General features: G+C 63.3%; 20 protein-coding genes. 7 read left to right on the plus strand and 13 right to left on the minus strand.

Going from position 1 to position 26,541, the window contains the following annotated elements:
* Positions 1 to 68: 68 nt before the first annotated feature.
* Complete coding sequence (locus tag ABD654_RS08260; protein WP_344704127.1) at positions 69 to 1,880, minus strand: DUF294 nucleotidyltransferase-like domain-containing protein; 1,812 nt, start codon at positions 1,878 to 1,880, stop codon at positions 69 to 71.
* Positions 1,881 to 2,166: 286 nt separating this feature from the next.
* Here ABD654_RS08260 and ABD654_RS08265 point away from each other — a divergent pair, with 286 nt between their 5' ends.
* The 4 genes from ABD654_RS08265 to ABD654_RS08280 all read left to right on the plus strand — a co-directional run bounded on the left by ABD654_RS08265 (position 2,167) and on the right by ABD654_RS08280 (position 8,916).
* Positions 2,167 to 2,427 carry a DUF4212 domain-containing protein gene (locus tag ABD654_RS08265; RefSeq protein WP_344704129.1) on the plus strand — a complete coding sequence of 87 codons (261 nt, stop codon included), beginning with the start codon at positions 2,167 to 2,169 and terminating at the stop codon, positions 2,425 to 2,427.
* 6 nt (positions 2,428 to 2,433) lie between these two features.
* Positions 2,434 to 4,239 (plus strand): sodium:solute symporter family protein, encoded by a 1,806-nt coding sequence (locus tag ABD654_RS08270; protein ID WP_344704131.1) that lies wholly within the window; start codon positions 2,434 to 2,436, stop codon positions 4,237 to 4,239.
* Positions 4,240 to 4,410: 171 nt separating this feature from the next.
* Complete coding sequence (locus ABD654_RS08275; RefSeq protein WP_344704133.1) at positions 4,411 to 4,935, plus strand: hypothetical protein; 525 nt, start codon at positions 4,411 to 4,413, stop codon at positions 4,933 to 4,935.
* Between the two features lie 96 nt (positions 4,936 to 5,031).
* Positions 5,032 to 8,916, plus strand: coding sequence for a PAS domain-containing hybrid sensor histidine kinase/response regulator (locus ABD654_RS08280; RefSeq protein ID WP_344704135.1), 3,885 nt, complete (start codon positions 5,032 to 5,034; stop codon positions 8,914 to 8,916).
* 9 nt (positions 8,917 to 8,925) lie between these two features.
* Here the strand turns inward: ABD654_RS08280 and ABD654_RS08285 are convergent, their stop codons facing one another.
* On the minus strand, positions 8,926 to 9,588 hold the full coding sequence (locus ABD654_RS08285; RefSeq protein ID WP_344704137.1) for a LuxR C-terminal-related transcriptional regulator: 663 nt from the start codon (positions 9,586 to 9,588) through the stop codon (positions 8,926 to 8,928).
* A gap of 250 nt (positions 9,589 to 9,838) precedes the next feature.
* Complete coding sequence (acs, locus tag ABD654_RS08290; protein ID WP_344704139.1) at positions 9,839 to 11,788, minus strand: acetate--CoA ligase; 1,950 nt, start codon at positions 11,786 to 11,788, stop codon at positions 9,839 to 9,841.
* 393 nt (positions 11,789 to 12,181) lie between these two features.
* On the opposite strand from acs, the gene ABD654_RS08295 reads away from it, so the two are divergent.
* Positions 12,182 to 12,850 (plus strand): YecA/YgfB family protein, encoded by a 669-nt coding sequence (locus tag ABD654_RS08295; protein WP_344704141.1) that lies wholly within the window; start codon positions 12,182 to 12,184, stop codon positions 12,848 to 12,850.
* 61 nt (positions 12,851 to 12,911) lie between these two features.
* Here the strand turns inward: ABD654_RS08295 and ABD654_RS08300 are convergent, their stop codons facing one another.
* The 6 genes from ABD654_RS08300 to ampD all read right to left on the minus strand — a co-directional run bounded on the left by ABD654_RS08300 (position 12,912) and on the right by ampD (position 20,895).
* Positions 12,912 to 13,604 carry a class I SAM-dependent methyltransferase gene (locus ABD654_RS08300; protein WP_344704165.1) on the minus strand — a complete coding sequence of 231 codons (693 nt, stop codon included), beginning with the start codon at positions 13,602 to 13,604 and terminating at the stop codon, positions 12,912 to 12,914.
* Positions 13,601 to 14,332 (minus strand): tRNA (adenosine(37)-N6)-threonylcarbamoyltransferase complex dimerization subunit type 1 TsaB, encoded by a 732-nt coding sequence (gene tsaB, locus ABD654_RS08305; RefSeq protein ID WP_344704143.1) that lies wholly within the window; start codon positions 14,330 to 14,332, stop codon positions 13,601 to 13,603. The genes ABD654_RS08300 and tsaB overlap by 4 nt, the downstream gene beginning before the upstream one ends.
* Positions 14,332 to 14,997, minus strand: coding sequence for an adenylate kinase (adk, locus tag ABD654_RS08310; protein ID WP_344704145.1), 666 nt, complete (start codon positions 14,995 to 14,997; stop codon positions 14,332 to 14,334). Before adk ends, tsaB begins: the two co-directional genes overlap by 1 nt.
* 184 nt (positions 14,998 to 15,181) lie before the next feature.
* Positions 15,182 to 17,212 (minus strand): pyruvate dehydrogenase complex dihydrolipoyllysine-residue acetyltransferase, encoded by a 2,031-nt coding sequence (aceF, locus tag ABD654_RS08315; RefSeq protein ID WP_344704147.1) that lies wholly within the window; start codon positions 17,210 to 17,212, stop codon positions 15,182 to 15,184.
* A gap of 58 nt (positions 17,213 to 17,270) precedes the next feature.
* Positions 17,271 to 19,955, minus strand: coding sequence for a pyruvate dehydrogenase (acetyl-transferring), homodimeric type (gene aceE / locus ABD654_RS08320; RefSeq protein WP_344704149.1), 2,685 nt, complete (start codon positions 19,953 to 19,955; stop codon positions 17,271 to 17,273).
* Positions 19,956 to 20,307: 352 nt separating this feature from the next.
* Entirely contained in the window at positions 20,308 to 20,895 is a 588-nt protein-coding gene (ampD, locus tag ABD654_RS08325; protein WP_344704151.1) for a 1,6-anhydro-N-acetylmuramyl-L-alanine amidase AmpD, read from the minus strand.
* Positions 20,896 to 21,032: 137 nt separating this feature from the next.
* Here ampD and nadC point away from each other — a divergent pair, with 137 nt between their 5' ends.
* Positions 21,033 to 21,887 carry a carboxylating nicotinate-nucleotide diphosphorylase gene (gene nadC, locus ABD654_RS08330; protein ID WP_344704153.1) on the plus strand — a complete coding sequence of 285 codons (855 nt, stop codon included), beginning with the start codon at positions 21,033 to 21,035 and terminating at the stop codon, positions 21,885 to 21,887.
* 17 nt (positions 21,888 to 21,904) lie between these two features.
* Here the strand turns inward: nadC and ABD654_RS08335 are convergent, their stop codons facing one another.
* The gene (locus tag ABD654_RS08335) at positions 21,905 to 22,396 is read right to left on the minus strand and encodes a GNAT family N-acetyltransferase (RefSeq protein ID WP_344704167.1); all 492 of its coding nucleotides are present in this window, start codon (positions 22,394 to 22,396) and stop codon (positions 21,905 to 21,907) included.
* Positions 22,397 to 22,570: 174 nt separating this feature from the next.
* On the opposite strand from ABD654_RS08335, the gene tsaA reads away from it, so the two are divergent.
* Entirely contained in the window at positions 22,571 to 23,356 is a 786-nt protein-coding gene (tsaA, locus tag ABD654_RS08340) for a tRNA (N6-threonylcarbamoyladenosine(37)-N6)-methyltransferase TrmO (protein ID WP_344704155.1), read from the plus strand.
* Between the two features lie 33 nt (positions 23,357 to 23,389).
* Here tsaA and purC read toward each other — a convergent pair whose 3' ends face one another.
* From purC to dapA, 3 genes are all read right to left on the minus strand, one after another.
* Positions 23,390 to 24,109, minus strand: a complete 720-nt coding sequence (gene purC, locus ABD654_RS08345) for a phosphoribosylaminoimidazolesuccinocarboxamide synthase (protein WP_344704157.1) — start codon at positions 24,107 to 24,109, stop codon at positions 23,390 to 23,392.
* Between the two features lie 58 nt (positions 24,110 to 24,167).
* Positions 24,168 to 25,136 (minus strand): lipoprotein, NlpB, encoded by a 969-nt coding sequence (locus ABD654_RS08350; RefSeq protein WP_344704159.1) that lies wholly within the window; start codon positions 25,134 to 25,136, stop codon positions 24,168 to 24,170.
* A 115-nt stretch (positions 25,137 to 25,251) separates the two neighbouring features.
* Positions 25,252 to 26,136, minus strand: a complete 885-nt coding sequence (dapA, locus tag ABD654_RS08355; protein ID WP_344704161.1) for a 4-hydroxy-tetrahydrodipicolinate synthase — start codon at positions 26,134 to 26,136, stop codon at positions 25,252 to 25,254.
* Positions 26,137 to 26,541 lie beyond the last annotated feature (405 nt).

Raw genomic sequence — 26,541 nt, forward strand, 5'->3', positions numbered from 1 at the left:
GCCGCTGCCGCCATGATAGCCCCGCTAGTGTAACAACAGCGGGCATTGTCCCACCAATAGCGCCGTGTTCAGGAATACTCCAGATGATAGCGGTGCGACAGCCGCTGCTTGAGGTCCTTGACGATATGCATGGCTTCACGCAGCAGGTCGCGCTCCAGCGACGACAGCGCCTGGACGACCACCCGATCGCGCTGCCCGCTTGCTTCATCGGCCTCCAGCTGACCTTTGAGCCTGAGCTCGCTGAACAGCGACAGCGCCTCGCCCACGTCGTCGGCAAAACCGCGTTTCAGCCGGCCATCCGCCACCAGCGCGTCCAGCCGGGCAAACGTCGATGTGGCGGCAATGCGCCGTTCCAGCGCCATGGTGCGCACGCCGTGAACAATGGGGAAAATACCGCCTTTTTTGATATCAATGCCGTGCTGGGGCTTTTTCAACGAGCCGAACAGGGTTAGCGGCGTCGAAAAGCGCAGCGCCGCCCGGGCAAAGTAGGACAGCAGCAGCTCGTCTTCGGCGCAGTGCTCAAACAGCGTCTCGCGCACGCGCGCCAGCAGTGCCGGATTGCCGGCCACGGCGTGAGCGTCGAGCATAATCGCCAGCTTCATCAGGCTGTCGCCGTCGCGGTCGGCGGCCCAGCGGGCAATGCGCGCCTGCCACTGGCTGACGCTGCCCCGCCATTCGGGGTTGGACACCATAATGTTGCCCGGGCAGGGCGGATAGCCAAGCGCGGCCAGCGCCTCGCTGAAGCGCTCTGTGGTGGTGCCGACAGCGGGCCAGTCGAGATCGTCTTCCAGAATCAGGCCGTTGTCCTGGTCGGTCTTGAGAATCTGCTCGCCGCGTCCTTCGCTGCCCATCACCACCAAACAGCTGGCGCTGCGGTAAGCCTCTTCGACGCAGAAGGTCCAGGCCTTGTGGATGATACGGCCGTTGAGTGCGGCAAGCAGCTCCATGGCAAAGCGCAGCTTGACGCCTTGCGCCATCAGCGCGCTGACCAGCTCCGGGGTGCGCCGGCTGGCGGCGGCCAGCGCCGGCAAGTCGGCGGCCTGCTCTACCTGCAGGCTCACCACGTAGCTGCGGCTGGAAAAATAGCTCAGCACGTCGGCCAGCTCGACCACGCCCACCGGCGTCTGTCCGTCCAGCACCACTACCCGGTCGATCCGATGGCGCGTCATCAGCACCAGCGCCTCGAACAGATACTGCCCCGGCGCGACCGTGACCAGCGAATAGCGCGCCAGCCCGCCTACCGCGCTTTGCCGTGAGGCCTCTTCCACCACCATGGCGTTGAGCAGGTCGGTCTTGGTCAGCATGCCCAGGCCGCTGTCGCCCTCCACCAGCAGGCTGTCGGCGTGGTGGCGGTTAAGCTGTGTGACCGCAGCGGCAATATCGCTATCGGCACGTATCCGCCGGGGCGTACGCATGCAGTCGCTCGCCTTTGCCAGCATGAACCCGGCCATGGTTACCCCGCCCTGGGCACGCTTTTCCATCAGCCGCTGAGCCTTGCGCGCCAGCGACTGACGAAAGTAGGCGTCAAACTCCGGGCAGGCCCGGCACAGCTGCTGAAACAGCACCCGAGGGATGCGATAGCACAGGCATTCCTGCTCGGCGATGAAGCGATAGCGGCTCTGGCCGTTGATCATGCTGATGGCGCCAAACACATCACCGGCGGTATAAAGACCGATACGCGCGGCGCCGTCCGGCAGCGTTGGGTCCACCTCGGCGACCTCTCCGCGATGCACCAGGTACAAGTATTCGCCGGCCTGGCCGGTATCCAGCATTACCTCGCCGCGATTGAAACAGGCAAGCTCCATTCCTCGCCGGGCATGCTCACGCCCTGCCGCGTCAAGCAGGGAAAAAGGTGGCTGAGACAGATCGGCATCGACCATGGCGCCCTCGACGGCAAAAAAGCAGATGGCATCAGTATTGACGCTATACCCCCCTTCGGCACCTATACCATCGTCACATGCCGTTTCAGCGGGCGCGCCCGGGCAGGGCCATGCCCCGGCCGGGAAGCTGATACCTTGGTGTCAAGACCAAAGTCTGGATTTCTTTCCGGCGTTTTTTGCCCACTATAAAAACACGTCGCGCTGGGACGGCGTACCGGTACTATCCGCTGCTGTCGGACGGCGCCGGCTTGCTCCAACCTAACAATCACAAGCGGAGAACCACGCCATGACAGATGACACCACCAACGCTACCGCCTATTGGCGAGCTAACGTGCGTACCATTCTAGGCTGCCTGGTCGTTTGGGCCTTTGTGTCCTACGGCTGTGCCATCCTGCTGCGCCCGCTGTTAGCGGGTATCCCTGTCGGCGGGACCGATCTGGGCTTCTGGTTTGCCCAGCAGGGCTCCATTCTGACGTTTATTGCGCTGACCTTCTTCTATGCCTGGAAGATGAATCGGCTTGACGCGAAATACAGCCTCGGGGAGTAAGCCAGCATGGATCAGTTCATCATCAACATTCTCTTTGTAGGCGCATCCTTTGCGCTGTACATTGGTATCGCCATCTGGGCGCGTGCCGGCTCCACCAAGGATTTCTACGTTGCCGGCGGCGGCGTTCACCCCATCACCAACGGCATGGCCACAGCGGCCGACTGGATGTCGGCGGCGTCGTTCATTTCCATGGCCGGCCTTTTGGCCGCGGGCGGCTATGCCAACTCCACCTATCTCATGGGCTGGACCGGCGGCTACGTGCTGCTGGCGATGCTGCTGGCCCCCTACCTGCGCAAGTTCGGCAAGTTTACCGTGCCGGCCTTTATCGGCGACCGTTTCTACAGCGACACCGCGCGCCTGATCGCCGTGGTCTGTTTGATCATCGCCTCGACCACCTACGTTATCGGCCAGATGACCGGGGCAGGCGTGGCCTTTTCGCGCTTTCTGGAAGTCTCCAACACCGCCGGCATCTGGATTGCGGCGCTGATTGTCTTTCTTTACGCCGTATTCGGCGGGATGAAGGGCATTACCTACACCCAGGTCGCCCAGTACGTGGTGCTGATCATCGCCTACACCATCCCGGCGGTGTTCATTGCCATGCACCTGACCGGCAATCCGATTCCGATGTTTGGCATGTTCAGCACCCACGCTGAATCCGGCATGCCGCTGCTCGACAAGCTCGACGAAGTGGTCACCGCGCTTGGCTTTAACGCCTACACCGCTGATGTGGACAACAAGCTCAACATGGTGCTGTTTACGCTGTCGCTGATGGTAGGTACCGCCGGGCTGCCCCACGTCATCATCCGCTTTTTCACCGTGCCCAAGGTGGCGGATGCGCGCTGGTCAGCCGGCTGGGCGCTGGTGTTTATCGCGCTTTTGTACGTCACCGCGCCGGCCGTTGGCTCCATGGCCCGGCTTAACCTGGTCACCACGGTCTATCCTGACATGGCCCAGCAGACCGAAGACTACGACACGGCCGCACAAAACCCCATTCTCTACGAAGATCGCCCCGGCTGGATTCGCTCCTGGGAAGACACCGGCCTGATCCAGTTCGAGGATAAAAACGGCGACGACCGTATCCAGATGTACAACGACAAAAGCGAAGCCTTTGCCGATACCGCCCAGGCGCGGGGCTGGGAAGGCAATGAGCTTTCGGTCAACAACGACATCCTGGTACTGGCCAACCCGGAAATCGCCAACCTGCCGCCCTGGGTGATCGGCCTGATTGCCGCCGGCGGGGTCGCCGCGGCCCTTTCCACCGCGGCTGGCCTGCTGCTGGCCATTTCCTCGGCGGTAAGCCATGACCTGATCAAAAACACCATCAACCCCAACATCACCGAAAAAGGCGAAATGCTCGCCGCGCGAATTTCCATGGGCGGGGCGATTTTGCTCGCCACCTACCTGGGGCTCAATCCGCCCGGGTTTGCCGCGCAGACCGTGGCACTGGCCTTCGGTATCGCCGGTGCATCGCTGTTCCCGGTGCTGATGATGGGCATCTTCTCCAAGCGCATCAACAACCGCGGCGCCGTCGCCGGTATGCTCACCGGGCTTTTGACCACGCTTTTGTATATCTTCACCTACCTGGGCTGGTTCTTTATCCCGGAAACCAACATGCTGGCCAACACGCCGGAAAACTGGGTGATGGGTATTTCCCCGCAGTCCTTCGGGGCGCTGGGGGCGATCATGAACTTCGCCGTCGCCTTCGCCGTTTCCAGCGTTACGGCGGCACCGCCCAAGGAAATCCAGCTGCTGGTGGAAAGCGTGCGCTACCCCAAAGGGGCCGGTAACGCACCCCATCTGAGCCAGCACTGACCCATGAGGGCACCACACTGATACGGATCAGCACTAACCGGGCGGGCTTCCATACGGAAGCCCGCCTTCTTTCCGTGCGCTTTGTGTTTTCACCGCGTCTGCGTTTGTATACCCTTTCGGTCACCGCACTACGCTTGTCGCGTAACTACGCGCTCTTACAAGGATATGTCCATGATCTGGCATTTGATCGCCGCCGTTTTCTCTGGCCTTGCCGCTGCGGGTATCGGCCTTTTCCTGCGTCAACTCAGCGGTAAACGACTGCCCAAGTGGCTGGTACCGGCCTGCGCCGGGCTGGGGATTCTGGGCTACCAGGTCAGCGCCGAATACCAGTGGTTTGACAACAAAAAAGACCAGCTGCCGGACAGTGCGGTGGTCATTTCCACCGAGCGCGGCAGCGCCGTTTGGCGCCCCTGGACGTTTGTTTATCCCATGGTCAACGCCTTCAGCGTGGTCGATCGCGATAGCCTCACCTCCGAAATGCGAGATGAGACCTCAGTAACCGAGCTGATTATCTACCACTTCAAGCGCCACTACCCTGATGTGGTAACGCCGAGGCCCTATCTGCTCAACTGCGATTCCCGCGAGCTGGTGCCGCTGGATGACGCCACCGGCAAGCCCGTGGTCGACGCCATGCGCACCCTGCGCGACAACGCCCCGCTATACATCACTGTCTGCCGGCCGCCCCGGGAGGTCTGACAGCGGCCTCTGGCCTGACGCACACGGCCATTTCACCTAGAATGGGCGTTTTCCTACCGGCGGTCCGGCCGCCGTACGCCACGGCGGGAGCGTTCGATGTTTTACGCAGGGCTACTCATTGCGGTATCGCTTTTATACATCGCGGTGCTGTTCGGTATTGCCTGGTACGGCGACCGCCGGGCGCGCACCCACGGCGCCAGCCGGCGCCGCCCGCTGATCTACAGCTTGGCGCTGGCGATTTATTGCACCTCCTGGACGTTTTACGGAGCGGTAGGCCAGGCCGCTACTTCCGGCTGGTCGTTTGCCAGTATTTTTGTCGGCCCGGTGCTTACCTTTCTGCTGTTCTGGCCGGTGCTGGCGAAAATGATTCGCGTCGCCAAGCACCAAAACATCACCTCCATTGCCGACTTCATTGCCTCACGCTATGGCAAGACCCAGTCGCTTGCGGTGTTTGCAAGCCTGGTCGCGCTCATCGGCACGCTGCCCTACCTCGCCCTGCAGCTTAAAGCCGTAGCCTCGTCGTTCAGCATTCTGACCGACAGCGCCAGCGCCACCCGTGCACCGCTTTTTGGCGACGCTGCTTTTTACATTGCCGCGGTGATGGCGCTGTTTGCCATTCTTTTCGGCACGCGTCATACCGATGCCACCGAGCACCACGAAGGGCTGATTCACGCCGTAGCGTTCGAATCACTGGTCAAGCTGGCCGCGTTTGTGATTCTCGGCGCGGTGGTCACCTGGGGGATGTTCAACGGGCTCGGCGAGCTGGTGCACTACGCCGACGGCCAGCTCGGCCTTGAGCGTCAGCTGGCCGAACAGGATTTCGCCCACGGCTTCTGGGCCCAGACGCTGCTGGCCATGCTGGCGATTTTTTGCCTGCCGCGCCAGTTTCATGTGGCCGTGGTGGAAAACACCCATACCGACGATGCCCGCAGAGCGCGCTGGCTGTTTCCGCTGTACCTGGCGGCGGTCGCGTTTTTTGTTTTACCGCTGGCCGGGGCCGGGCTGTGGCTGTTTGGCGGCACCGACATCCAGCCCGACACCTATGTGCTGGCGCTGTCCATGGCGTCCGACCACGACTGGCTGGTGCTGCTTACCTTCATCGGCGGCTTTTCCGCCTCCACCAGCATGGTGCTGGTCGCCACCGTGGCGGTATCGATCATGGTGTCCAACGAAATCGTCATTCCCGCGCTTTTTCGCCTGCGCTGGTTTGATACCCAGGCACGCGACTATGGCCGGCTGGTGCTGCGCGTCAGGCGCTTTACCATCGTGGCCGTACTGGTCATGGCCTACGGCTTCTACCGTCTGCTGGCCGAATTTACCTCGCTTTCCTCCATTGGCATGCTCTCGTTCGCCGCCGTCGCCCAGTTTGCCCCGGCCTTGATCGGCGGGCTTTACTGGAAGCGCGGCAACTGGCTGGGCGTTAGCACCGGGCTAAGCGTGGGCTTTGCCGTCTGGGCCTATAGCCTGCTGGGGCCTGCGCTTGTGAATGCCGGCGTGCTGCCCGGCGGCTGGATAACCGCCGGGCCGCTGGGCATCGGCTGGCTCTCGCCTACCGCGCTGTTTGGCCTGCCGCTGGGCGATCCTTTTACCCACGGCGTCATGCTCTCGCTGGGGCTCAACCTTTTCTGCTATATCTTTATCTCCCAGCTGAGCGCTCAGCGGGTCGTCGAGCGCATCCAGGCCTCGCTGTTTGTTGACAGCGTAGAAACCCGCCAGACCTCGATCAATCGCCCCTGGCTGGGGGCAACCACGGTGGGGGACCTAAAAGCGCTGTGCGAACGCTTTCTCGGCGCCGATCAGGTAGCACGCGCCTTTGGCGACTTCGCCCGGCGCGGCGGCACCGACCTTGCCGACGACGCCCGGGCATCCATTGACGTCATTCAGTTTACCGAGCGCTTTCTGGCATCGGTGCTGGGCGCCTCTTCGGCACGTATCGTGGTCAACTCGGCGCTGCAGGGCCGCGGCATCGGCATTTCCGATGTGATCTCCATTGTCGATGAGGCCTCCCAGGTACTTGAGTTCAATCGCGCGCTGCTTCAGGCCACCATCGAAAACGTCCGCCAGGGCATCAGCGTGGTCGATCAGCACATGCGGCTGGTGGTCTGGAACCGGCGCTACCTGGAGCTGTTTCACTTTCCCGATCATCTGATCCGGGTGGGCGCGCCCATCGACCGCATCTTTCGCTATAACGCCCACAGCGGTGAGTACGGCCCGGGCGACCCGGAAGAGCACGTAGAGCTTTTGCTCGACAATATTCGCGAAGGCCAGCCCCACCGCTACGTGCGCTACCGCCAGGACGGCAGCGTGCTGGAAGTGCAGGGCAACCCCATGCCCGGCGGCGGCTTTGTCTATACCTACCAGGATATTACACGGCAAAAGCGCACCGAAGAGGCGCTGATTCGTTCGGAAAACAACATCCGCATCTACACCGACAACGTGCCGGCGCTGATCGCCTATTTTGACAAGGACTGCCGCTACCTGTTTACCAACCGCGCCTACGAGCAGGCCTTTGGCGTGGATCGCCACGCCGTGATCGGCCGGCGCTTTGCCGATGTCATGCCCGCTGACAAAGCCCGCGAACGCGCCGATTGGATCCGCCAAACGCTTGCCGGCGAACGGGTCAGCTTTGAACTGGCCATGCCCATCGGCGGCGAGCGCCACTACATGCTGGTGACCTACACGCCGCACTTCGATGACAGCGGCGCTATTCTTGGCTTTTTCGCGCTCTACCAGGATATTACCGAACGCCGCCAGGCCGAGCTCGCCCTCCAGGAAACCAACGAAACCCTGGAAGAGCGGGTGGACGAGCGCACCCAAGAGCTTTTTCGTGCCAAGCAGCTGGCCGAGGATGCCAACGCCTCCAAGACCCGCTTTCTCGCCGCGGCCAGCCACGACCTGCTCCAGCCGCTCAACGCCGCGCGGCTGTTCACCTCGGCGCTGGCACAGAGCAGCGAAGCGCAAAACGACCGGCACACCATCGGTCATATCGACAACTCGCTGCAGGCCGCCGAGGAGCTTTTGGGCACGCTGCTGGATATTTCCAAGCTCGATGCCGGCGCTCTGACCGCTCGGCGCAGCCATTTTGCTCTGGCCGATATTTTCCGCCCGCTGCGCGCCGAGTTCGAGGTAATGGCCGCCGAGCGCGGATTAGACCTGACCGTCGTTTCCACTCGCCAGTGGGTAGATTCCGACGCCCAGATGCTGCGCCGCATTGTGCAGAACTTTCTTTCCAACGCTTTGCGCTATACCCGGGAGGGGCGCGTACTGCTGGGCTGCCGACGCGCGGGGCAGCGGCTGCGCATTGAGGTCTGGGACACCGGCCCGGGCATTGCCGAGGCCAAACAGGCAGAAATCTTTCAAGAATTCCGCCGCCTGGATCAGGCCTCACGCCACCGTGAAAGCGAGAAGGGTCTGGGGCTTGGCCTGTCCATCGCCGAGCGCATGAGCCGGGTGCTGGATCATCCTATCACCGTGCGCTCTCGGGTCGGCGCGGGCACCGTGTTCAGCGTCAGCGTGCCGGTCGTGGCTGCCCGGCAGGTGGAGAACCCAACGTCCGAACCCCGCCGCCGCGCCGGCAACAAGCTGGCCGGCACACGCATTGTGTGCATCGACAACGAATCGCTGATTTTAGAAGGCATGGCCGCCATGCTCGGCGGCTGGGGCTGCGAAGTATTCACCGCCACCAGCATCGGCGGCGCCAAATCGATTCTGCGCAATATGGAAGGCGATCCGGATGCGATACTCGCCGACTATCATTTGGACAACGAAGTCACAGGGCTGATGGCGCTGGACGCGCTGGCCGAGCGCCAGCACGGCGAGGTGCCCAGCATTGTCATCACCGCAGACCGCACCGAAAGCGTCGCCGATGAGGTGCGCCGTGCCGGCTATCATCTGCTGCAAAAGCCGGTACGCCCGGCGGCGCTGCGTGCGCTGCTGACCCGCACGCTGCAGGCCAGCCGTGGCGCACAGCCAAACGACTAGCTGCGGGCCTTAAGATTCAACCCGGGGCGGATCTACCTCAAGTTTCTGGGCGGCAATGACCGCCTGGGTGCGCGAGTGCACGCCGAGCTTGCGTAAAATAGCGGTGACGTGGGCCTTGATGGTGGCCTCGGACACGTTGAGCTCATAGGCAATTTGCTTGTTCAACAGGCCCTCGGTGAGCATATTGAGCACGCGAAACTGCTGGGGCGTCAGCGATGCAATGGCCTCGGCGAAGCGTGCTTCTTCTTCGTTGGCGTCATCCAGCACGCCGGAAAGCGCCTCGGGCAGCCAGACCTCCCCGTCAAGCACCTCGCTTACCGCCTCGGCAATCAGCGCCAAGGAGGACGACTTGGGAATAAAGCCCGACGCGCCGTAGTCCAGCGCTCGGCGCACCACGTAGGGTTCATCGCTGCCGGAGATGACGGCCACCGGAATATCGGGCATTTGCCCGCGCAGCTGAATCAGCCCGGAAAAGCCGTTGGCGCCGGGCATGTGCAGATCCAGCAGTACCAGGTCGGCATCCGGATGCCGATTAACGGCCTCCGTGGTGGCTTCCATGGTATCGGCTTCGACGATTTCTGCCTGGGGCGTTAGCTGGCGCAGCGCTTGGGTCAACGCTGCACGAAACAGCGGGTGGTCATCGGCAACGATGAACTTATGGGCAATAGCCATGGGGTTTCCTCCGGGTCCTTGAGCGGCCGCCAGGTGCCTGCCGTCGCAACGCGGCGCGCCTGCGGTGAGTGTCGCGCCGCAAACGGCGCGGCACTCGCCCGATGGTACCCCAAGGGCTTTATTCTGCCCAAGGATACCAGGCCCGCCCGGCGCATTTTTTAGCGGTGCGACGGCATCGTCGCAGGCGCCCTTACGCAGCAGTGCCGGCACGAGGCCGGCACGGGTCAGGATGGGCAAAAATGGCAGCCGCTTAGCGGTTGGCGCGATGCTCGATCAGCTCGTCGACAACGCTGGGATCGGCCAGCGTACTGATATCGCCCAGGCCGTCGCATTCGTTGGCAGCGATCTTGCGCAGAATGCGCCGCATGATCTTGCCCGAGCGGGTCTTGGGCAGCGACGGCGCCCACTGAATCACATCCGGCGAGGCGATCGGACCGATATCCTTGCGCACCTGCTGGATCAGCTCTTTTTTGAGCTCGTCGGAGGCTTCGTAATCGTCGGTCAGGGTCACGTAGATGTAGATGCCCTGGCCCTTGATGTCGTGGGGATAGCCCACCACGGCGGCTTCGGCAACGGCGTCGTGGGCAACCAGCGCCGATTCGATTTCGGCGGTGCCCATGCGGTGGCCGGACACGTTGAGCACGTCGTCTACCCGGCCGGTAATCCAGTAGTCGCCGTCGGTGTCGCGGCGGCAGCCGTCGCCGGTAAAATACACGCCGTCGTAGGTCGAGAAATACGTGTTGACGAAGCGCTCGTGGTCGCCCCAGATGGAGCGTGCCTGGCCCGGCCAGGAATCCAGAATCACCAGATTGCCCTCGGCCTGGCCTTCCAGCACGTTGCCGTCGCTGTCCATTACCGCAGGCCGCACGCCGAAAAACGGCTTGGTTGCCGAACCGGGCTTGAGATCTATGGCCCCGGGCAGCGGCGCAATCATGATCCCGCCGTTTTCGGTTTGCCACCAGGTATCCACAATCGGGCAGCGCTCTTTTCCCACCACCCGATAGAACCATTCCCAGGCCTCGGGGTTGATCGGCTCGCCCACCGTACCCAGAAGACGCAGGCTGTCGCGATGGCTGGAGTGCATGGTCTCGTCGCCGTGGGCCATCAGCGCACGAATGGCGGTAGGGGCCGTGTAGAGAATATTAACCTGGTGCTTGTCGACGATTTCGCCTATGCGCCCGTGGGACGGATAGGTCGGCACGCCCTCAAACATCAGCGTAGTGCCGCCGTTGGCCAACGGCCCGTAGACGATATAGCTGTGCCCGGTGATCCAGCCCACATCGGCGGTGCACCAGAACACCTCACCCGGCTTATAGTCGAAGACGTACTGATGAGTCATCGACGCGTAGGTCAGGTAGCCGCCGGTAGTGTGCTTAAGCCCCTTGGGAGCGCCGGTAGAGCCGGAGGTATACAAGATGAACAGCGGATCTTCGGCGTTCATGGTCTCAGCCGGGCATTCCAGCGCCTGCTTGTCGACCATGGTGTGGAACCAGGTATCGCGATGATCGTGCCAGTCGATATCGCCGCCGGTACGCTTGACCACCATGACGTGTTCGCAGACGTCGGTGCCGTCGCGGGTCAGCGCGGCGTCGACGTTGTCCTTGAGCGGCACGTGTTTGCCGCCGCGCACGGACTCATCAGCGGTGATGATAACGCGTGACTGCGCGCCGACCACCCGCTGAGCAATGGCATCCGGCGAGAAACCGCCGAAGATAACCGAGTGCACCGCGCCGATACGCGCGCAGGCCAGCATCGCCATTGCGGCCTCGGGCACCATCGGCATGTAAAGCGTTACGGTATCGCCCTTGCCCACGCCCATTTCCTTGAGCGCGTTGGCGACCTGATTGGTGCGTTCGTAAAGCTCGGCGTAGGTAATATGGCGCGAATCCGCCGGATCGTCGCCTTCCCAGATGATGGCGGTTTCGCCGCCGCGATGGGCCAGGTGCCGGTCCAGACAGTTGGCGGCTACGTTAAGCTCGCCGTCTTCAAACCAGCGAATATCCACGTTGTCGCGGTCAAACGACGTGTTTTTGATCCGGGTCGGCGTCTTGATCCATTCCAGGCGTTCGGCCTGCTCAGCCCAAAAGGCTTGGGGGTCTTCAATGGAGCGCTGATACATGGCCTCGTACTGCGCTTTGTCGGCCCAGGCGTTGGCGGCGAATTCATCGCGCACCGGATGGACTTGTGGTTGTTCGCTCATGGTGGCCTCTCCGTGAAAACACATTGCCTTGTAAACGTTCGCCTGCGGCGTCGTAGCCGCGGCTGCGGCCGTGTCATCAACGACGGCGGCGGCGTTTAACGGCAATGCTTGGTTGTTGTGTTTCCCCCTAGCATAAACCTCGGTAGCGCTCCCTTCCTCTTAGACATTGGTATTAAAATTATTATTTTAATAACAGTACCTTATGCGTCAATCTCGGATGCAGGCCGGGGCAAAAAACCCGCGTGTTACTGCATCACCGAAAGCGGTAACGCCCGCCGCCGAATTCGCTCCGCCAGCGCGTCATTCACCCGGCGGCACAGAGGCCGCGGCGCATTTGGTGCTAAACTGGCCGGCCTGATAGTGATCGTTTTACGCCATTCCACGAGGCTTTCCATGTCTGATTCCGATAACGCCGCTGCCGTCCCCGAGCCGCTAGTAAACGATGAAGCCCTTGAACGGCTGGATGAATTTCTGGATTCCGACCGGGTAGACGAGGACGCGCTGGATCTGATTTCAACCCACGGCTTTATGGTGGCGCTCGCCGTGGCTCCCTGCCATGTGCCCGACGAACAGTGGCAGGCCGAGCTGTTTCAAGGTGAGCCAGCCTACGCCGACCAAACGGAGCGTGACGACATAACCGGCCTGCTGGCCGCGCTGCGCGATAACGCCATGGCGCTGCTGGAACAGGGCAGGCTTCCCGAGCTGCCGTTCGAGCTGGTGCTTGACGGGCTGCCCCCGGAAGAAACGCCCGTTGGCGACTGGTGTGCGGGCTTTATGGAAGGCGTCTTCCTTGATGAAAGTGCCTGGTTTGCCGACGACGACGAAGCCGCCGCTGCCCTGCTGCTGCCGTTTATGCTGCTTTCGGGCCTGTTCGACGATGAGCCGGATATCGCCGAGCTGGCCGGCGACGCCCGGCGTCTGGAAGCGCTGACCGCCCAGCTGCCCGAGCTGGTGCTGGACGTATACCTGCACTATCGCGTGCCCTCGGAGGCATCCGGCGGCAAGCCCAAACCGCGGCCCAAGCAGGCCAAGGCGAACAAAAAAGCCAAGCCCCGCCGCTAGCCGCCCGATGCATCAAGACCGCCCCCCACAATCCCCGCTCTGCCACAGCGGCTGTATTGGGCTAGCGCCCCGGGCGCAGCGAGCGGTGCACATAGATGTCATAGCGGCTGGTCTTGCCCTCAAGGGTATGCGCGACCCTGGGGCCTTCGACAGCCGGCGCCTTACGCGGGCGCTTGACCACCACCCGGTGGGTGGCTACATCCAGTGCGGCTTCAAGCAGCCGCGGGGCGTCGGCGTCGTCGCCGGCCAGCCGGCGAAAAAGGCGCATCTCCTTTTTCACCAGCGCAGACTTCTCGCGGTGGGGAAACATCGGGTCCAGGTGCACAACTTCAGGGGCAAAGCCGGCAGCGGCCACCAGCGCGCTCAGCTCGGCGGCGGCATCGCCCGGCGCCAGCTGCATGCGCGCGGCAATCTCGGCGGTGTCGGCATCGCCGGCGGCGCGCTCAAGGCCGTCGGCCAGCAGCGCAACAATCGCCGGCACACGTTCAATCAGCAGCACCGGCGCGCCCAGACTTGCCAGCACAAAAGCATCGCGGCCCAGTCCTGCGGTGGCGTCCACTACGCTTGGCGTCACGCCCTTGGCCAGTCCGCAGGCCTTGGCAATCAGCTGGCCGCGCCCGCCGCCGAAACGGCGCCGATGGCCAGCCTTGCCGCCAACGAAGTCCACATACAGCGGCTTACCGTCGCGCGCTTCATCGCCGACAAGCACCAACCCTTGGGCGCGGCGCTCAAGCGCGAGTCCGGCGGCCGTCATGGCAGGCGCTGCGCCGCCGACTTTTTCCACGCCACCTCATTGCGCAAATACACCGGCTGGGCCAGGTGCGCAGGCTGGCCTCGGCCGGCGTCGAAATCCCGGGCGGCAAGCCAGGCCATTTCTTCGGCGCGCGGCTCCAGCGGGCCGTCATCCAGTGCGGTATCCAGCGGCGCAAGGCGCGCATTGAACGCAGCAGAAAACTCATCCGCCAGCGCCATGGCAGAGCCCACGGCGGCAAAGCGCTCGCCGGCCGCATCGGGCAGGGCCAGGCGCTCGGGGGCCAGCACCGCTTCTTCGCTCAGGGCCTCAACGCGGCCGTCTACGCAGCGCCAAAATCCCGCGTAGACCTCGTGCATGCGCGCATCGATCAGCGTGGCGATGTGCTGCGCACCAAAGCGGCGATGCGCCTGAAGGGCTAGCGCTTCCAGCGTAGACACCCCAATCAGCGGGCAGTCGAGGCCAAACGCCAGCCCCTGGGCGGTGCCGGCGGCAATGCGCAGCCCGGTAAACGAGCCGGGCCCGCGGCCGAAGGCCACCGCGTCAAGCGCGTTCGGCGCAATGCCGGCCTGGGCCAGCACTTCGTCCGCCATGGGTAAAAGCCGCCGGGTATGCGCCCGAGGCGTCAGAGCAAAGCGCGCCAGACAGCTTTCGCCTTCGCTGCTTTGCTGCCAAAGCGCCGCCGAACACGCGCTTGACGAAGCGTCCAGAGCCAGCAGATAACGTGCCATTATGCCGTCTGCTGGTCCAGTGCGCGGGTCACCTGGCGGGTAATTTCCTCAACGCTGCCAACGCCTTCCACGCGGTGATACTCCGGCGCGGCTTCCGGGTCCTCTTTGGCCCATTGGCGGTAGTACGCCACCAGCGGCGCGGTCTGGTCGTGATAGACCGCCAGGCGGTTACGCACGGTCGACTCCTGATCGTCTTCGCGCTGAATCAGGGTTTCGCCGGTCACATCGTCACGGCCCGGCTCCTGGGGCGGATTGTGCTCGATGTGATAGGTGCGCCCGGAGGCCGGATGCACCCGGCGGCCGGCCAGGCGGTTGACGATTTCCTCGTCCGCCACGGCGATTTCCAACACGTGGTCGATTTTTACGTTGGCTTCCTTCATGGCGTCAGCCTGCGGAATCGTCCGCGGAAACCCGTCGAAGAGAAAGCCGTTTTCGCAGTCCGGCTGGCTGATGCGCTCCTTGACCAGATCAATGATGATGTCGTCGGACACCAGCCCGCCGCTGTTCATGATGTCTTTGACCTTGAGCCCCAGCTCGCTTTCTTCCTTGATCGCGGTACGCAGCATATCGCCGGTAGAAATCTGAGGGATGTTGTAGCGCTCGCAGATAAACTGCGCCTGGGTGCCTTTACCTGCGCCGGGTGCGCCTAGAAGAATCAATCGCATCGTCGTTGTTCCTTGAATGAGCAAAAAAGGTCGTCGTAAAAAAGCTGGACACCGACAATAACGGCGGCGCCGTGATGGCACAACGGTCCATTGGGCGTAGCGCCGCGACAGGGCAGCACTTTGCCGATGACCACATAAAAACGGCGCCCGCAGGCGCCGTTTGCGTCCCCGTCGCCGGCATGGCTTACAGCAGCAGGCGACGGATGTCGGTCAGCACGGTGGACAAAAACACCGTAAAGCGCGCCGCGTCCGCCCCGTTGACCGCACGGTGATCATAGGACAGCGACAGCGGCATCATCAGGCGCGGCTGGAACTCGGCGCCGTCCCACACCGGCTTGGTCTGCGCTTTGGAAACGCCGAGAATGGCGACTTCCGGGGCGTTGACGATGGGGGTAAACGCCGTACCGCCAATCGAGCCCAAGCTTGAGATGGTAAAGCAGCCGCCGGACATGTCCTCGCGCTTGAGCTTTTTGCTCTGGGCTTTTTTGCCCAGCTCAGCCATTTCCCGGGCGATTTCCAAAAGCGATTTCTGGTCGGCGTCGCGCAGTACCGGCACCATCAAGCCGTCCGGCGTGTCCACGGCGATGCCGATATGAACGTACTTTTTCCACACCACGGTTTCGCCGTCGCTTTTGAGGCTGACGTTGAACTGCGGGAACTGCTTGAGCGCAAAGGCGCACGCCTTGACCAGAAAGGGCAGCGGCGTGAGCTTCGCGCCCTGGGCTTCGGCCTCGGCCTTCATCGACTTGCGGAAGGCTTCCAGCTCGGTGATATCGGCCTCGTCAAACTGCGTCACGTGGGGCAGGTTCACCCAGCTGCGGTGCAGGTTGGTTGCGCCCATTTTCATCAGCCGGCCCATGGGCTTTTCTTCCACTTCGCCGAACTGGCTGAAGTCCTGGTCCGGGATCGGCGGAATGCCGCTGCCTCCGGCGGCCGGGGCCTGCTCGCCGGCGGTGGCCGGCGCCTGGCCGGACAGCGCCTTTTTGACGAACGCTTGCACGTCTTCCTTGAGCACGCGGTCTTTCGGGCCGGTGGGCGGCACCTGGGCCAGATCCACGCCGAATTCCCGGGCGAGCATGCGCACGGCGGGGCCGGCGTGTACGCGCTTGCCGTCTTTGGCCGGCGCAGCACTGGGCGCGGCGGCCGGCTTGTCGGCGCCGGACGCGGGCTTCTGCGCGGCCTGTTTTTCCGGCGCGCTTTTCTGCTCGGACTGCTTCTGCTCGGTCTGCTTTTTCGGCGCAGGCTTTTTCTTCGCGCCGGCGACTTCGACGATGCCGATCACGTCGCCTTCGGACACGCTGTCGCCGACCTTCACGGAGACTTCCACCAGCTTGCCCTTGTAGGGGCTGGGCACGTCCATGGAGGCCTTGTCGGATTCCAGCGTAATCAGCGCGTCTTCTTCTTCGATGTCATCGCCAGCGCTTACGGCGATTTCGATGATTTCCGCGCTGTCGCCGATGTCCGGCACGCGGATTTCCTGACGCGCAGGCTCGCCGTCATCGCCGTCATCCTCGTCTTCGTCGGCCGCTTCCGGCTCGCTCTGGCTGGCCGCCGAGGCGCTGTCGTCGGCAGACGTGTCCTGAGAAGCGTCTTCGGCCGCGTCGCCGCCTTCGCCTTCGACTTCCATCTGGCCGATCACGTCGCCTTCGGAGACGCTGTCACCCACCTTTACGGAAAGCTCAACCAGCTTGCCGGTATGCGGGCTGGGCACGTCCATGGAGGCCTTGTCGGATTCCAGCGTAATCAGCGCGTCTTCGGCATCGATCTCGTCGCCAACGCTTACGGCGATTTCGATGATTTCCGCGCTGTCGCCGATGTCCGGCACTGTCACGTCGACGGTTTGCTTGCCGCCGGCCGCCTTTTTCGTCGGTGCCGCGTCTTCTTTCGGCGCGTCTTCCTGCTTCGGCGCTTCTTTTTGCGCCGACGCTTCTTTCTTCGCCGGCGCTTGTTCGGCCTGGTCGTCGCCGGCGTCTTCGCCGCCTTCAACTTCCAGCTCGACGATGTCGTCGCCTTCAGAGACGGTGTCGCCCTCTTTCACCAGCACTTTGAGCACCTTGCCGGCTTTCGGCGAGGGTACGTCCATGCTGGCCTTGTCGGACTCCAGGGTGATCAGCGCGTCTTCCGCTTCGATGACGTCGCCTTCCGACACCGCAATCTCGATGATTTCGACATCGTCGCCGCCGATGTCGGGCACTTTGATGTTTTCGCTACTCAAGGTCGCGCTCCTTCCAAATCGGGTCGAGCCGGCGGGGGGTGCCCCGCCGGGCAGCGGATCAGCTGGTCAGCGGGTTGGGCTTGCTGGCATCGATGCCGTACTTTTTCAGCGCCTCGCCCACGACCTTGCGCTCGATGTCGCCGCGGTCGGCCAGCGCTTTCAGCGCCGTTACGGTGACAAAGTAGCGGTCCACTTCGAAAAAGTGGCGCAGCTTCTCGCGGGAATCGGAGCGGCCGTAGCCGTCGGTGCCGAGGACATGATAGTCCATGGGCACCCAGGCGCGCACCTGATCGGCGTAGAGCTTCATGTAGTCGGTAGCGGCAATCGCCGGGCCCTGACGGCCTTCCAAACACGCGGTAACGTGCGGCTTGGCCGGCTCCTGATCGGGCTTGAGAAACGCCTGGCGATCGACTTCCAGCGCCTCGCGGCGCAGCTCGTTGAAGCTGGTCGCGCTCCAGGTGTTGCTGCCCACGCCCCAGTCTTCAGCAAGCAGCTCGGCCGCCGCTTCGACTTCGCGCAGAATGGTGCCCGAACCCAGCAGCTGAACGTGGCCCTTGCCCTTCTTGCCCTGGGTATGGCCCAGCAGGTACATGCCCTTGATGATGTCGTCGGCGGGCACCTCGTCAAGCGCCGGGTGCTCGTAGTTTTCGTTCATCACCGTCATGTAGTAGAAGACGTTTTCCTTGTCCTGGTACATGCGCTTGAGGCCGTTTTGGACGATGACCGCGACTTCGTGGGCATAGGTCGGATCATAGCTGCGGCAGTTGGGGATGGTCGATGCCTGAATCAGGCTGTGGCCGTCCTGGTGCTGCAGGCCTTCACCGTTGAGCGTGGTGCGCCCGGCGGTGCCGCCGACCATAAAGCCCCGGGCCTGCATGTCGCCGGCCGCCCAGGCCAGATCCCCGATGCGCTGAAAGCCGAACATCGAATAATAGATGTAAAACGGCAGCATCGGCAGGCCGTTGTTGCTGTAGGACGTGGCCGCGGCAATCCACGAGGACATGGCCCCTGCCTCGGTGATGCCTTCCTGCAGCACCTGGCCGGACTGGGACTCGCGATAGTACATCAGCTGGCCCTTGTCCATGGGCTCGTACTTCTGGCCTTCGGCGGCGTAGATGCCGAACTGGCGGAACATGCCTTCCATGCCGAAGGTGCGCGACTCATCGGGCACGATGGGCACCACGCGCTTGCCGAACTGCTTGTTTTTGATCAAACCGTTCAGGATGCGCACAAACGCCATGGTGCTGGAAAACTCGCGGCCCTTGGAGCCTGCCAGCTGCGAGGCAAAGATCTTGTCGTCCAGGCCGGGGATGTCAATGGCCTCGAAGTCTGCATGACGCGTCGGCAGGTGGCCGCCCAGACGCTCGCGCTGCAGCTTCATGTACTTGACTTCCGGCGCGTCCTCGTCCGGCCGGTAGTACGGCATTTCCTTTTCCAGCTGCTCATCGGTCAGCGGAATCTCGAAACGGTCGCGAACCTTTTTCATGACGTCGATGTCGTCGATCGACTTGATCTGGTGCGCTTCGTTGTCGGCCTCACCGCCTTCGGCGGTCAGCCCGTAGCCCTTGACGGTATGCGCAAGAATCACCGTGGGGCGCTCGTTGGCGTTGTGGAACGCTTCGTAGTAGGCCGAGTACACCTTGACCGGATCGTGGCCGCCGCGGTCGAGCTGGCCGACTTCCTCATCGGTCATGTCCGCGACAAGCTCGGCGGTTTCCGGATACTTGCCGAAAAAGTGCTCGCGGGTGTAGGCGCCGCCCTTGGACTTGCAGTTCTGGTACTCGCCGTCGACGGTTTCGTCCATCAGCTTTTGCAGCATGCCGCTTTTGTCTTTCTCAAACAGGTGATCCCACTTGCGGCCCCAGATCACTTTGATGACGTTCCAGCCGGCACCGCGGAACATGCCCTCAAGCTCGGTGACGATGCTCTGGTTGCCGCGCACCGGGCCGTCCAGGCGCTGCAGGTTGCAGTTGATCACGAAGTTGAGGTTGTCGAGCTTCTCGCGGCTGGCAAGGTGGATAGCGCCGAGAGTTTCCGGCTCGTCGCACTCGCCGTCGCCGAGAAACGCCCAGACCTGGCGATCCTTCATGTCCTGCAGGTCACGATTGTGCAGGTACTTGATAAAGCGCGCCTGGTAGATGGACATGATCGGACCGAGCCCCATGGACACCGTGGGCAGCTGCCAGTAGTCCGGCATCAGCCAGGGGTGCGGGTAGGACGACAGGCCGTCCCCGTCCACCTCTTCGCGGAAGCGATCCATCTGCGCTTCGTTCAAGCGGCCTTCCAGAAAAGAGCGCGCGTAGATGCCCGGCGAGCTGTGGCCCTGGATATACACCAGGTCGCCGGGGTGATCGCCGTGGGGGGCGCGGAAGAAATGGCCAAAGCCCACGTCGTAGAGCGTGGCCGCCGACATAAAGCTCGCCAGGTGGCCGCCGATCCCCGGATTCCGGTTGTTGGCCCGGGTGACCATGGCCGCCATGTTCCAGCGGATCAGCGAGCGAATCCGACGCTCCATGTCCAGATCGCCCGGCATGCGCGCTTCGCGATGCGGCGGAATGGTGTTGCGATGCGGGGTTGTCACCGAAAACGGCGCCACGCCGGAATCCTGGCGCATGCGATCGGCCAGGCGGGTCAGCAGGTAGCGGGCACGCCCCTCGCCTTCACGATCCAGCACCGATTCCAGAGCTTCCAGCCACTCTGTGGATTCGACCGGGTCAAGATCTTCTCGTGTCTCCAGACTCATACAGGTCTCCGAATGACGATAAATGACGGTGGCCCCGCAAACCGGGGGCCCGGGTGGCCGCGGTAGTCGTTATGCCACCACAGGCCTGCGTTCGCCGGCGCGCCTTGCCAGCGCAAAATGGAAAACCATTCTACATTCAATAGATGGCGTTCGGCAAAATGTAGTAAATCTACACAAAGATAGGAAAAGAACGTATTTTCTGGGAAAAACGATACCGTAAAGCCGCTGCTTTGCCAATTCTTCTCACCATAAAATCTTCGGTTTCTGCCCGTCCTTTGCGGCGGCAGTCAGCCCTTTCAGCGCACAGCGCTCGGCGTTATAAATCAACCGATGCGTAGTTAAACTACTTGTTTTACAGACCCGCCAGGCCGTTTTTCACCAGCGCTCGGTCAAGGTATGCCCAGTCGAACGCCGGGCCGGGGTCGGTCTTGCGTAGCGGCGCTACATGGGCATGGCCGGTCATTCGCCCCGCGCTGAGCGAGCGATAGCGCACGCGCAGCCAGCCAATCAGCTCGGCAAGCCGGGCGTACTGGGCGCGGCGAAAAGGCGTGTCGTCGTCGCCTTCCAGCTCAATACCCACGGCAAAGTCGTTGAGCGCCCGGCGCAGCGTGCCGCTTTGCGGATCGCGCCAGCAGGAACGCCCGGCGTGCCAGGCCCGGCGCTCGGGTTCGACAAACTGCACGCAGGCGCCGTCCCGACGAATTAAAAAGTGTGCCGAAACGCGCAGGTCAGCAATGTGCGCAAAAAACGGGTGGGCATCCGCGTCCAGCCGGTTGGTAAACAGCGCTTCGATGGCGTCACCGCCGAACTTCCCCGGCGGCAGGCTGATGGCATGCAGCACGATCAGCGAAACTTCATCGGCAGGGCGCGCATCGGCGTTGGGCGACGCCACCCAGCGGGCCGACGGCCACCGGCCCGCGGCGTGATGTGTCTGGCTCACACGGCCTCCTTATGGCGGATGGCACGGGCTTTTCGCCCGATGTTGAAGGGGTATCATGCTTGTTTTCCTGCGGCCACAGTGGCCTATAATGGCGGTTTATCCAATCGCTTTAGTACCGTTTGGGAAGGCCAGCCATCATGCATTACTACACCGCTCTTGCTGAAGAGATACGCTCAAGCGCCGCTCATCTGCTGGCCGAAGACCTCGGCCCGGGCGATATCACCGCCGATTTGATTCCCGAATCGCAGTGGGCAAGCGCCCGGGTGATCACCCGGGAAGACTGCGTGCTGTGCGGCGTGGCCTGGGTCGACGAAATATACCGCCGGCTGGACAGCCGCGTATCGCTCAGCTGGCAGGCGGCCGACGGCGATCGTCTCGCTGCCGGCCAGTGCTTTCTGACTCTGGAAGGCCCGGCGCGCAGCCTGCTCACCGGCGAGCGCGCCGCGCTCAACGTGCTGCAGACGCTGTCGGCCACGGCCACGGCCACAAGGCACTACGTTGATATGCTCGACGGCACCGGCGTGCGCCTGCTGGATACGCGCAAGACGCTGCCCAACCTGCGCCTGGCGCAGAAGTACGCGGTGACCTGCGGCGGCGGCCATAACCACCGCATCGGCCTGTGGGACGCGTTTTTGATCAAGGAAAATCACATTGCCGCCTGCGGCGGGATCAAGGCGGCGGTGGAGCAGGCGCGCAAGCTGTCAGGCGAGCTGGACGTGGAGGTAGAAGTAGAAACCCTCGACGAGCTGGACCAGGCGCTGGCCGCCGGCGCGGATACCATCATGCTGGACAATTTTTCGCTGACGGATTTGCGCGAGGCCGTCGCCCGCACCGCGGGCCGCGCCGTACTTGAAGCATCAGGCAACGTCGACGACGCCACGCTCAGCGCCATTGCCGATACCGGCATCGACTGCATTTCCAGCGGCGCGCTGACCAAAGACATCAAGGCCGTTGATCTATCCATGCGCCTGGTGGAGCAAAACGCGGCCTGATCGCCCCGCGTGCCGGGTCAGGTTTCCACGGCACGCAGGCGCTTGCGCAACCGGTAACGCTTGAGCTTTTCTCCGCCGCGTTCAACCCGCTGCTCGCCGAGGTTTTCCCAGCCTCGGCGCTCCAGGCGCTCAACCAGCGTCAGGCTGGCTTCGATCTCAACGACATCGCGGCCCTGCTCGACCAGCAGGCGCTCGGCGTGGATCAAAAGCGTCGTGCCGATACCGCGCCCGCCAAGGGACGGCCAAACGTACAGCGTTTCGATTCTGGCACTTGCCGTATCCAGCTCGACAAAGCCCACGCAGCGCCCGTCACACACCGCCACCAGCGTTGTGTAAAGCGAATGCCGGGCCGCCCAGGCGCTGGCCTTGCGCGGCAGCACGCCGGCCCAGGCGCGACGCTGGGTCAGCGAGTAATGGCCCGCAGCACCCTGCATAACGGCGTGATAAAACACTTCGGCCTGGTCGGCCGCATCGCGCGCCAGCGCCTCGCGGTAGATCATGCGCGGCATTGCGCTGCCGCCCGCGGCCGTGCCGGTCTGGCCGTTGTCCGCACAAAACCTCGCCATACGACATGCCTCTCTTTTACCAACGATCCACCAACGTACCTTATACTGGGCCCGCCTTCACCTTTTCTTCCTTTTTGGCCGGCCGGGCAACGCCCGCCCGCCGCGAGGCAGCGACGCATGCACGACCCCTGCTCCCCTTTGCTTTCCGCGCCTGATGGCTGGCCGCTGCGCCCGATCGGCTGGGTCGCCAGCGACTACCCGGACAAGTTCGGCGTGCCCCGCCAGCCGGGCCTGGCGCCGGCGGCAAAAACGACGCTTACGCTGGCGGCACCGTTCAACGATCCGCTGGCGGTACGCGGCCTGGATGCCTTTAGCCATCTGTGGCTGACGTTTGTGTTCCACCAGGCGCCGGGCAGCGCGCGTTTCGCCCCGCTGGTACGCCCGCCGCGCCTGGGCGGCAATCGCAAGGTCGGCGTATTTGCCAGCCGCAGCCCCAACCGCCCCAACCGGCTGGGGCTGTCGCTGGTCGAGCTTGAGCGGGTGGAAGCGGAGGGCGGCGTGCAGCTGGTGCTCGGCGGCTGTGACCTGGTCGACGGCACGCCGGTGGTGGACATCAAGCCGTATATCCCCTGGCTTGAAGCCCGCCCCGAGGCCCGGGCCGGCTTTGCCCCGGCACCGCCGCCGGCGGTCGAAGTGGTGTTCTATCCCGCCGCCTGCGCCGCTATTGAGCGGCGCGCCGACGGCGCTTCCCTTGAAGCGCTGATCACACAGGTGCTGCGCCAGGATCCGCGGCCGGCCTACCGCCACGGCCAGGCCCAGCCCGAGCGAGTTTACGGCGTGCGCCTGCGCGACGTGGACGTGAAGTTTCAGGCGCTTGCGCCCGACCCCGGCGCTGACGCTCATACAGGCGTTCTCACAGACACAAAAATGGCCACTACCTTGGCGGTAGTAGCCATAGAATAGCGGCCATTGAAACGTTACCGGGCTCCCCTGGCGTCAGGCCTCGGGAAACGTGATACCGATGCGCCGGCCGACTTCTTCGTAGGCCTCGATCACCCCGCCAAGCCCCTGGCGAAAACGATCCTTGTCCAGTTTTTCTCGGGTATCGGCATCCCACAGCCGGCAGCCGTCCGGGGAAAACTCGTCGCCGAGAATGACCTGGCCTTCGTGGATGCCAAACTCCAGCTTGTAGTCCACCAGCAAAAGATGCCCCTCGGCAAACAGCTGCTTGAGCACGTGGTTGACCTTGAACGTCAGCGCTTTCATGCGCGTGAGCTGCTCAGGCGTCGCCCAGCCAAACGTCTCGGCCAGCGACTCGTTGATCATGGGGTCGCCGCGCTCGTCGTCTTTGAGGAACAGCTCGAAGGTGGGCGGGTTCAGGGCCGTGCCCTCTTCAACGCCCAGGCGCTTGACCAGCCCGCCGGCCGCCACGTTGCGCACCACGCACTCCACCGGAATCATGTCCATTTTCTTGACCAGGCTTTCGGTCGCGGACAGGCGCTTGTCGAAGTGGGTAGGAATCCCCGCGTCTTCCAGGCGCTCCATGATAAACGCGTTGAACACGTTGTTGACCATGCCCTTGCGCTCAAGGGCTTGCTTGCGCTTGCCGTCAAAGGCGCTGGTGTCATCGCGAAATTCGAGCACCAGCCGGTCAGCAGCGTCGGTGGTGTAAACAGACTTGGCCTTGCCGGCGTAGAGTTCCTGGCGCTTTTCCATGGTACGTCCTCTTGCGTCGACACAGCAGCTCGACGCGGTCAAATGATGGCATCTTAACTTAACGTAGATAGCCGGACACGCGCTCCAGCAGCTCGCGCCGGGCGTCAACGCTGAGCGCTTGCTGGCCGACACTGCGGGCGCGCAGCCGGCTTTTGTCGCCCTGGGTTTCCAGCACCAGACGCACCCGCCGGGGGTCGTCATCGGCGAAGGGGTTCAGCTGGGCCAGCACCCCTTGGCGACGGTGATCCAGCGTCAAATAGCGCACGGTAAACGCGTGGCGCTCGGGATCGCTGGCCAAAAGCTCGCGCTCGCCGGGCTTGTTGAAGTCCAGCGCCAGATAGTAGGCGATTTCGGCCCAGGCGCGATCCGCAGAGTACGGCATGCGCACGCTCACCTCGTCGCCTGTGCGCACCAGCTGTACGGCAAGCTGCTCTTCAACCCGGCGGGCGTTGAGTGAAGAAAGCGTATCCTCGCCGCCGCCGCGGCGGCGCAGATAACGCTCAAGGCGCTCAAGGCAGTCCCCCTGCGACTGGCCGGCGCGTTCGCAGTGCACTTCGCTGGCGCCGGGGCGCACGGCGTTATCCAGTCGCAGCGTTCCCTGGCCGGTTTGCAGCACCCCGCGCGAGGGCACGCTGCGCTCAATGCCGCCGGCCCGCGTGCGCGCAAAGCGCTCAAGCCGAGGCCAGACCCCGGCCGGATCATCCGCCACCACCAGCCAGCGCCTATCGTTGACGCGGCGGGACGTTACATACCCTTCCTCCATGCCCCGGGCGGCGGTCAGCGGGCGCGGCGCGCGGGCTTCTACCGGCGTATCCGGGCGCGCCGACGCCGAGCCGTCTCCGGGCGGCATGGGCAGCGCCGGCTGTACGCGGCTTGCATCTCGGGTATCGGGCAGCGTCAGCGGTGGCGTCGGCGCCGAGTCGACGTAGTCGAGGTTGCGGTCATCGTAAAAACCTTCCCGAGCGCAGCCGGCAAGCGCGACTGCGCCTGCCAGAGCCAGCGGTATCCATTTGAGCGCAGCGTTCATCCAGCCACCTTATGCGTTAAGCGAATTCCGTGGGACCAGGCGCTACCGGCGCGGGGCGTTTCCAGTACACCGCGCCGGTGGTGCCAGGGTCGTGCAGGTTGCGTCTGCCGCGGCATCAGTCGTCGATCACGCCGGCCAGCTGCAGCGCCTCGCTGATGGTGGCGTGATATTTCTCCGAAAGCCACGTCAGCGGCAGGCGCACCCCGGCGTCGGCGTAGCCCATACGGTTAAGCGCCCACTTGACCGGAATCGGGTTGGCTTCGATGCCCAGGTTGGTGTGCAGCGGCATCAGCCGGGTGTTGATTGCGTGCGCGGCGTCGGCATCGCCGGCCACCGCTGCGGTGCACAGCTCATGCATGGCGCGCGGTGCGACGTTGGCCGTCACTGAAATATCGCCGTGACCGCCCATCAGCATGAAATCGCAGGCCGTGCCGTCATCGCCGGAGTAGAGCATAAAACCGCTGCCTTTCAGCCGCGCGATCAGGTCTTCAGCGCGCTCCAGGTTACCGGTGGCGTCTTTCAGCCCGATGATATTGTCCACCTCGGCCAGACGCATCACCGTCTCGTTGTAAAGATCCGAACAGGTGCGCCCGGGGACGTTATACAAAATAACCGGCAGGTTGCTGCCCTCGGCGACCGCCTTGAAATGCTGATAAAGCCCTTCCTGGGTCGGCTTGTTGTAGTACGGGCATACCGAAAGGCAGTAATCGGCGCCGACTTCGCTGGCGTAGCGGGCAAGCTCCACGGCCTCGGAAGTGGCGTTGGCGCCGGTGCCGGCAATCACCGGAATACGCCCGTTGACCTGCTCCACCACGGTGCGAATCACGTCGAAATGCTCGGCAAACGACATGGTCGTCGGCTCGCCGGTGGTGCCTGCCGCAACAATGGCGTCGGTGCCGTTTTCCAGATGGAAGTTCACCAGGCGGCGCAGCGCCTCCCAGTCGATGTCGCCATTGACCTTCATCGGCGTCGCCAGAGCGACAATGCTGCCTGTGATCATCCGCTTGTACCTCACGCAAAAGGGGGGACGCGCCGCCGAATACGGGGCGCGCGCATGGAATTCAAAAAGCCACGCCGGCGGCGGAGTGCCACGCGCGGCGGCTCCACGGTAAATGGTACTCAGGCGGTGAAAGCCTGTACAGCGCAAAGCGCTGCGACTTGAGCAGGCACCGAGCGGAAACACGCTTTTTTGACACGCGCCGGCCACTTGCGTGTAATCGGCGTGATAACGTTGATTGCCATCCCGCATTCAAGGAGTTTTGCATGAGCGTCGACATCGGCCAGCCCGTACCGGATTTTTCGGTTCTTCGTCGTTTCATGTGGATTTGGCCTGATCCAGCAGGCGGCCCACCGGGCTGCCGATCAGGTAGATCATCGCGATGAAGTTGGCCTCGTTCCGGTAACC

The organism is Halomonas cibimaris, assembly GCF_039537045.1.
Classification (GTDB): domain Bacteria; phylum Pseudomonadota; class Gammaproteobacteria; order Pseudomonadales; family Halomonadaceae; genus Vreelandella; species Vreelandella cibimaris.

What these genes read in the sequence shown, in the direction of transcription:
- dapA (WP_344704161.1), bottom strand. Translation starts at nt 26,136, where the DNA reads ATGATCACAGGCAGCATTGTCGCTCTGGCGACGCCGATGAAGGTCAAT.
- acs (WP_344704139.1), bottom strand. Translation starts at nt 11,788, where the DNA reads ATGAGCGAACAACCACAAGTCCATCCGGTGCGCGATGAATTCGCCGCC.
- ABD654_RS08285 (WP_344704137.1), bottom strand. Translation starts at nt 9,588, where the DNA reads ATGGCTATTGCCCATAAGTTCATCGTTGCCGATGACCACCCGCTGTTT.
- ABD654_RS08265 (WP_344704129.1), top strand. Translation starts at nt 2,167, where the DNA reads ATGACAGATGACACCACCAACGCTACCGCCTATTGGCGAGCTAACGTG.
- ABD654_RS08300 (WP_344704165.1), bottom strand. Translation starts at nt 13,604, where the DNA reads ATGACGGCCGCCGGACTCGCGCTTGAGCGCCGCGCCCAAGGGTTGGTG.
- ABD654_RS08280 (WP_344704135.1), top strand. Translation starts at nt 5,032, where the DNA reads ATGTTTTACGCAGGGCTACTCATTGCGGTATCGCTTTTATACATCGCG.
- adk (WP_344704145.1), bottom strand. Translation starts at nt 14,997, where the DNA reads ATGCGATTGATTCTTCTAGGCGCACCCGGCGCAGGTAAAGGCACCCAG.
- aceE (WP_344704149.1), bottom strand. Translation starts at nt 19,955, where the DNA reads ATGAGTCTGGAGACACGAGAAGATCTTGACCCGGTCGAATCCACAGAG.
- purC (WP_344704157.1), bottom strand. Translation starts at nt 24,109, where the DNA reads ATGGAAAAGCGCCAGGAACTCTACGCCGGCAAGGCCAAGTCTGTTTAC.
- ABD654_RS08350 (WP_344704159.1), bottom strand. Translation starts at nt 25,136, where the DNA reads ATGAACGCTGCGCTCAAATGGATACCGCTGGCTCTGGCAGGCGCAGTC.
- nadC (WP_344704153.1), top strand. Translation starts at nt 21,033, where the DNA reads ATGCATTACTACACCGCTCTTGCTGAAGAGATACGCTCAAGCGCCGCT.
- ABD654_RS08260 (WP_344704127.1), bottom strand. Translation starts at nt 1,880, where the DNA reads ATGGTCGATGCCGATCTGTCTCAGCCACCTTTTTCCCTGCTTGACGCG.
- tsaB (WP_344704143.1), bottom strand. Translation starts at nt 14,332, where the DNA reads ATGGCACGTTATCTGCTGGCTCTGGACGCTTCGTCAAGCGCGTGTTCG.
- ABD654_RS08295 (WP_344704141.1), top strand. Translation starts at nt 12,182, where the DNA reads ATGTCTGATTCCGATAACGCCGCTGCCGTCCCCGAGCCGCTAGTAAAC.
- tsaA (WP_344704155.1), top strand. Translation starts at nt 22,571, where the DNA reads ATGCACGACCCCTGCTCCCCTTTGCTTTCCGCGCCTGATGGCTGGCCG.
- ABD654_RS08270 (WP_344704131.1), top strand. Translation starts at nt 2,434, where the DNA reads ATGGATCAGTTCATCATCAACATTCTCTTTGTAGGCGCATCCTTTGCG.
- ABD654_RS08335 (WP_344704167.1), bottom strand. Translation starts at nt 22,396, where the DNA reads ATGCCGCGCATGATCTACCGCGAGGCGCTGGCGCGCGATGCGGCCGAC.
- ABD654_RS08275 (WP_344704133.1), top strand. Translation starts at nt 4,411, where the DNA reads ATGATCTGGCATTTGATCGCCGCCGTTTTCTCTGGCCTTGCCGCTGCG.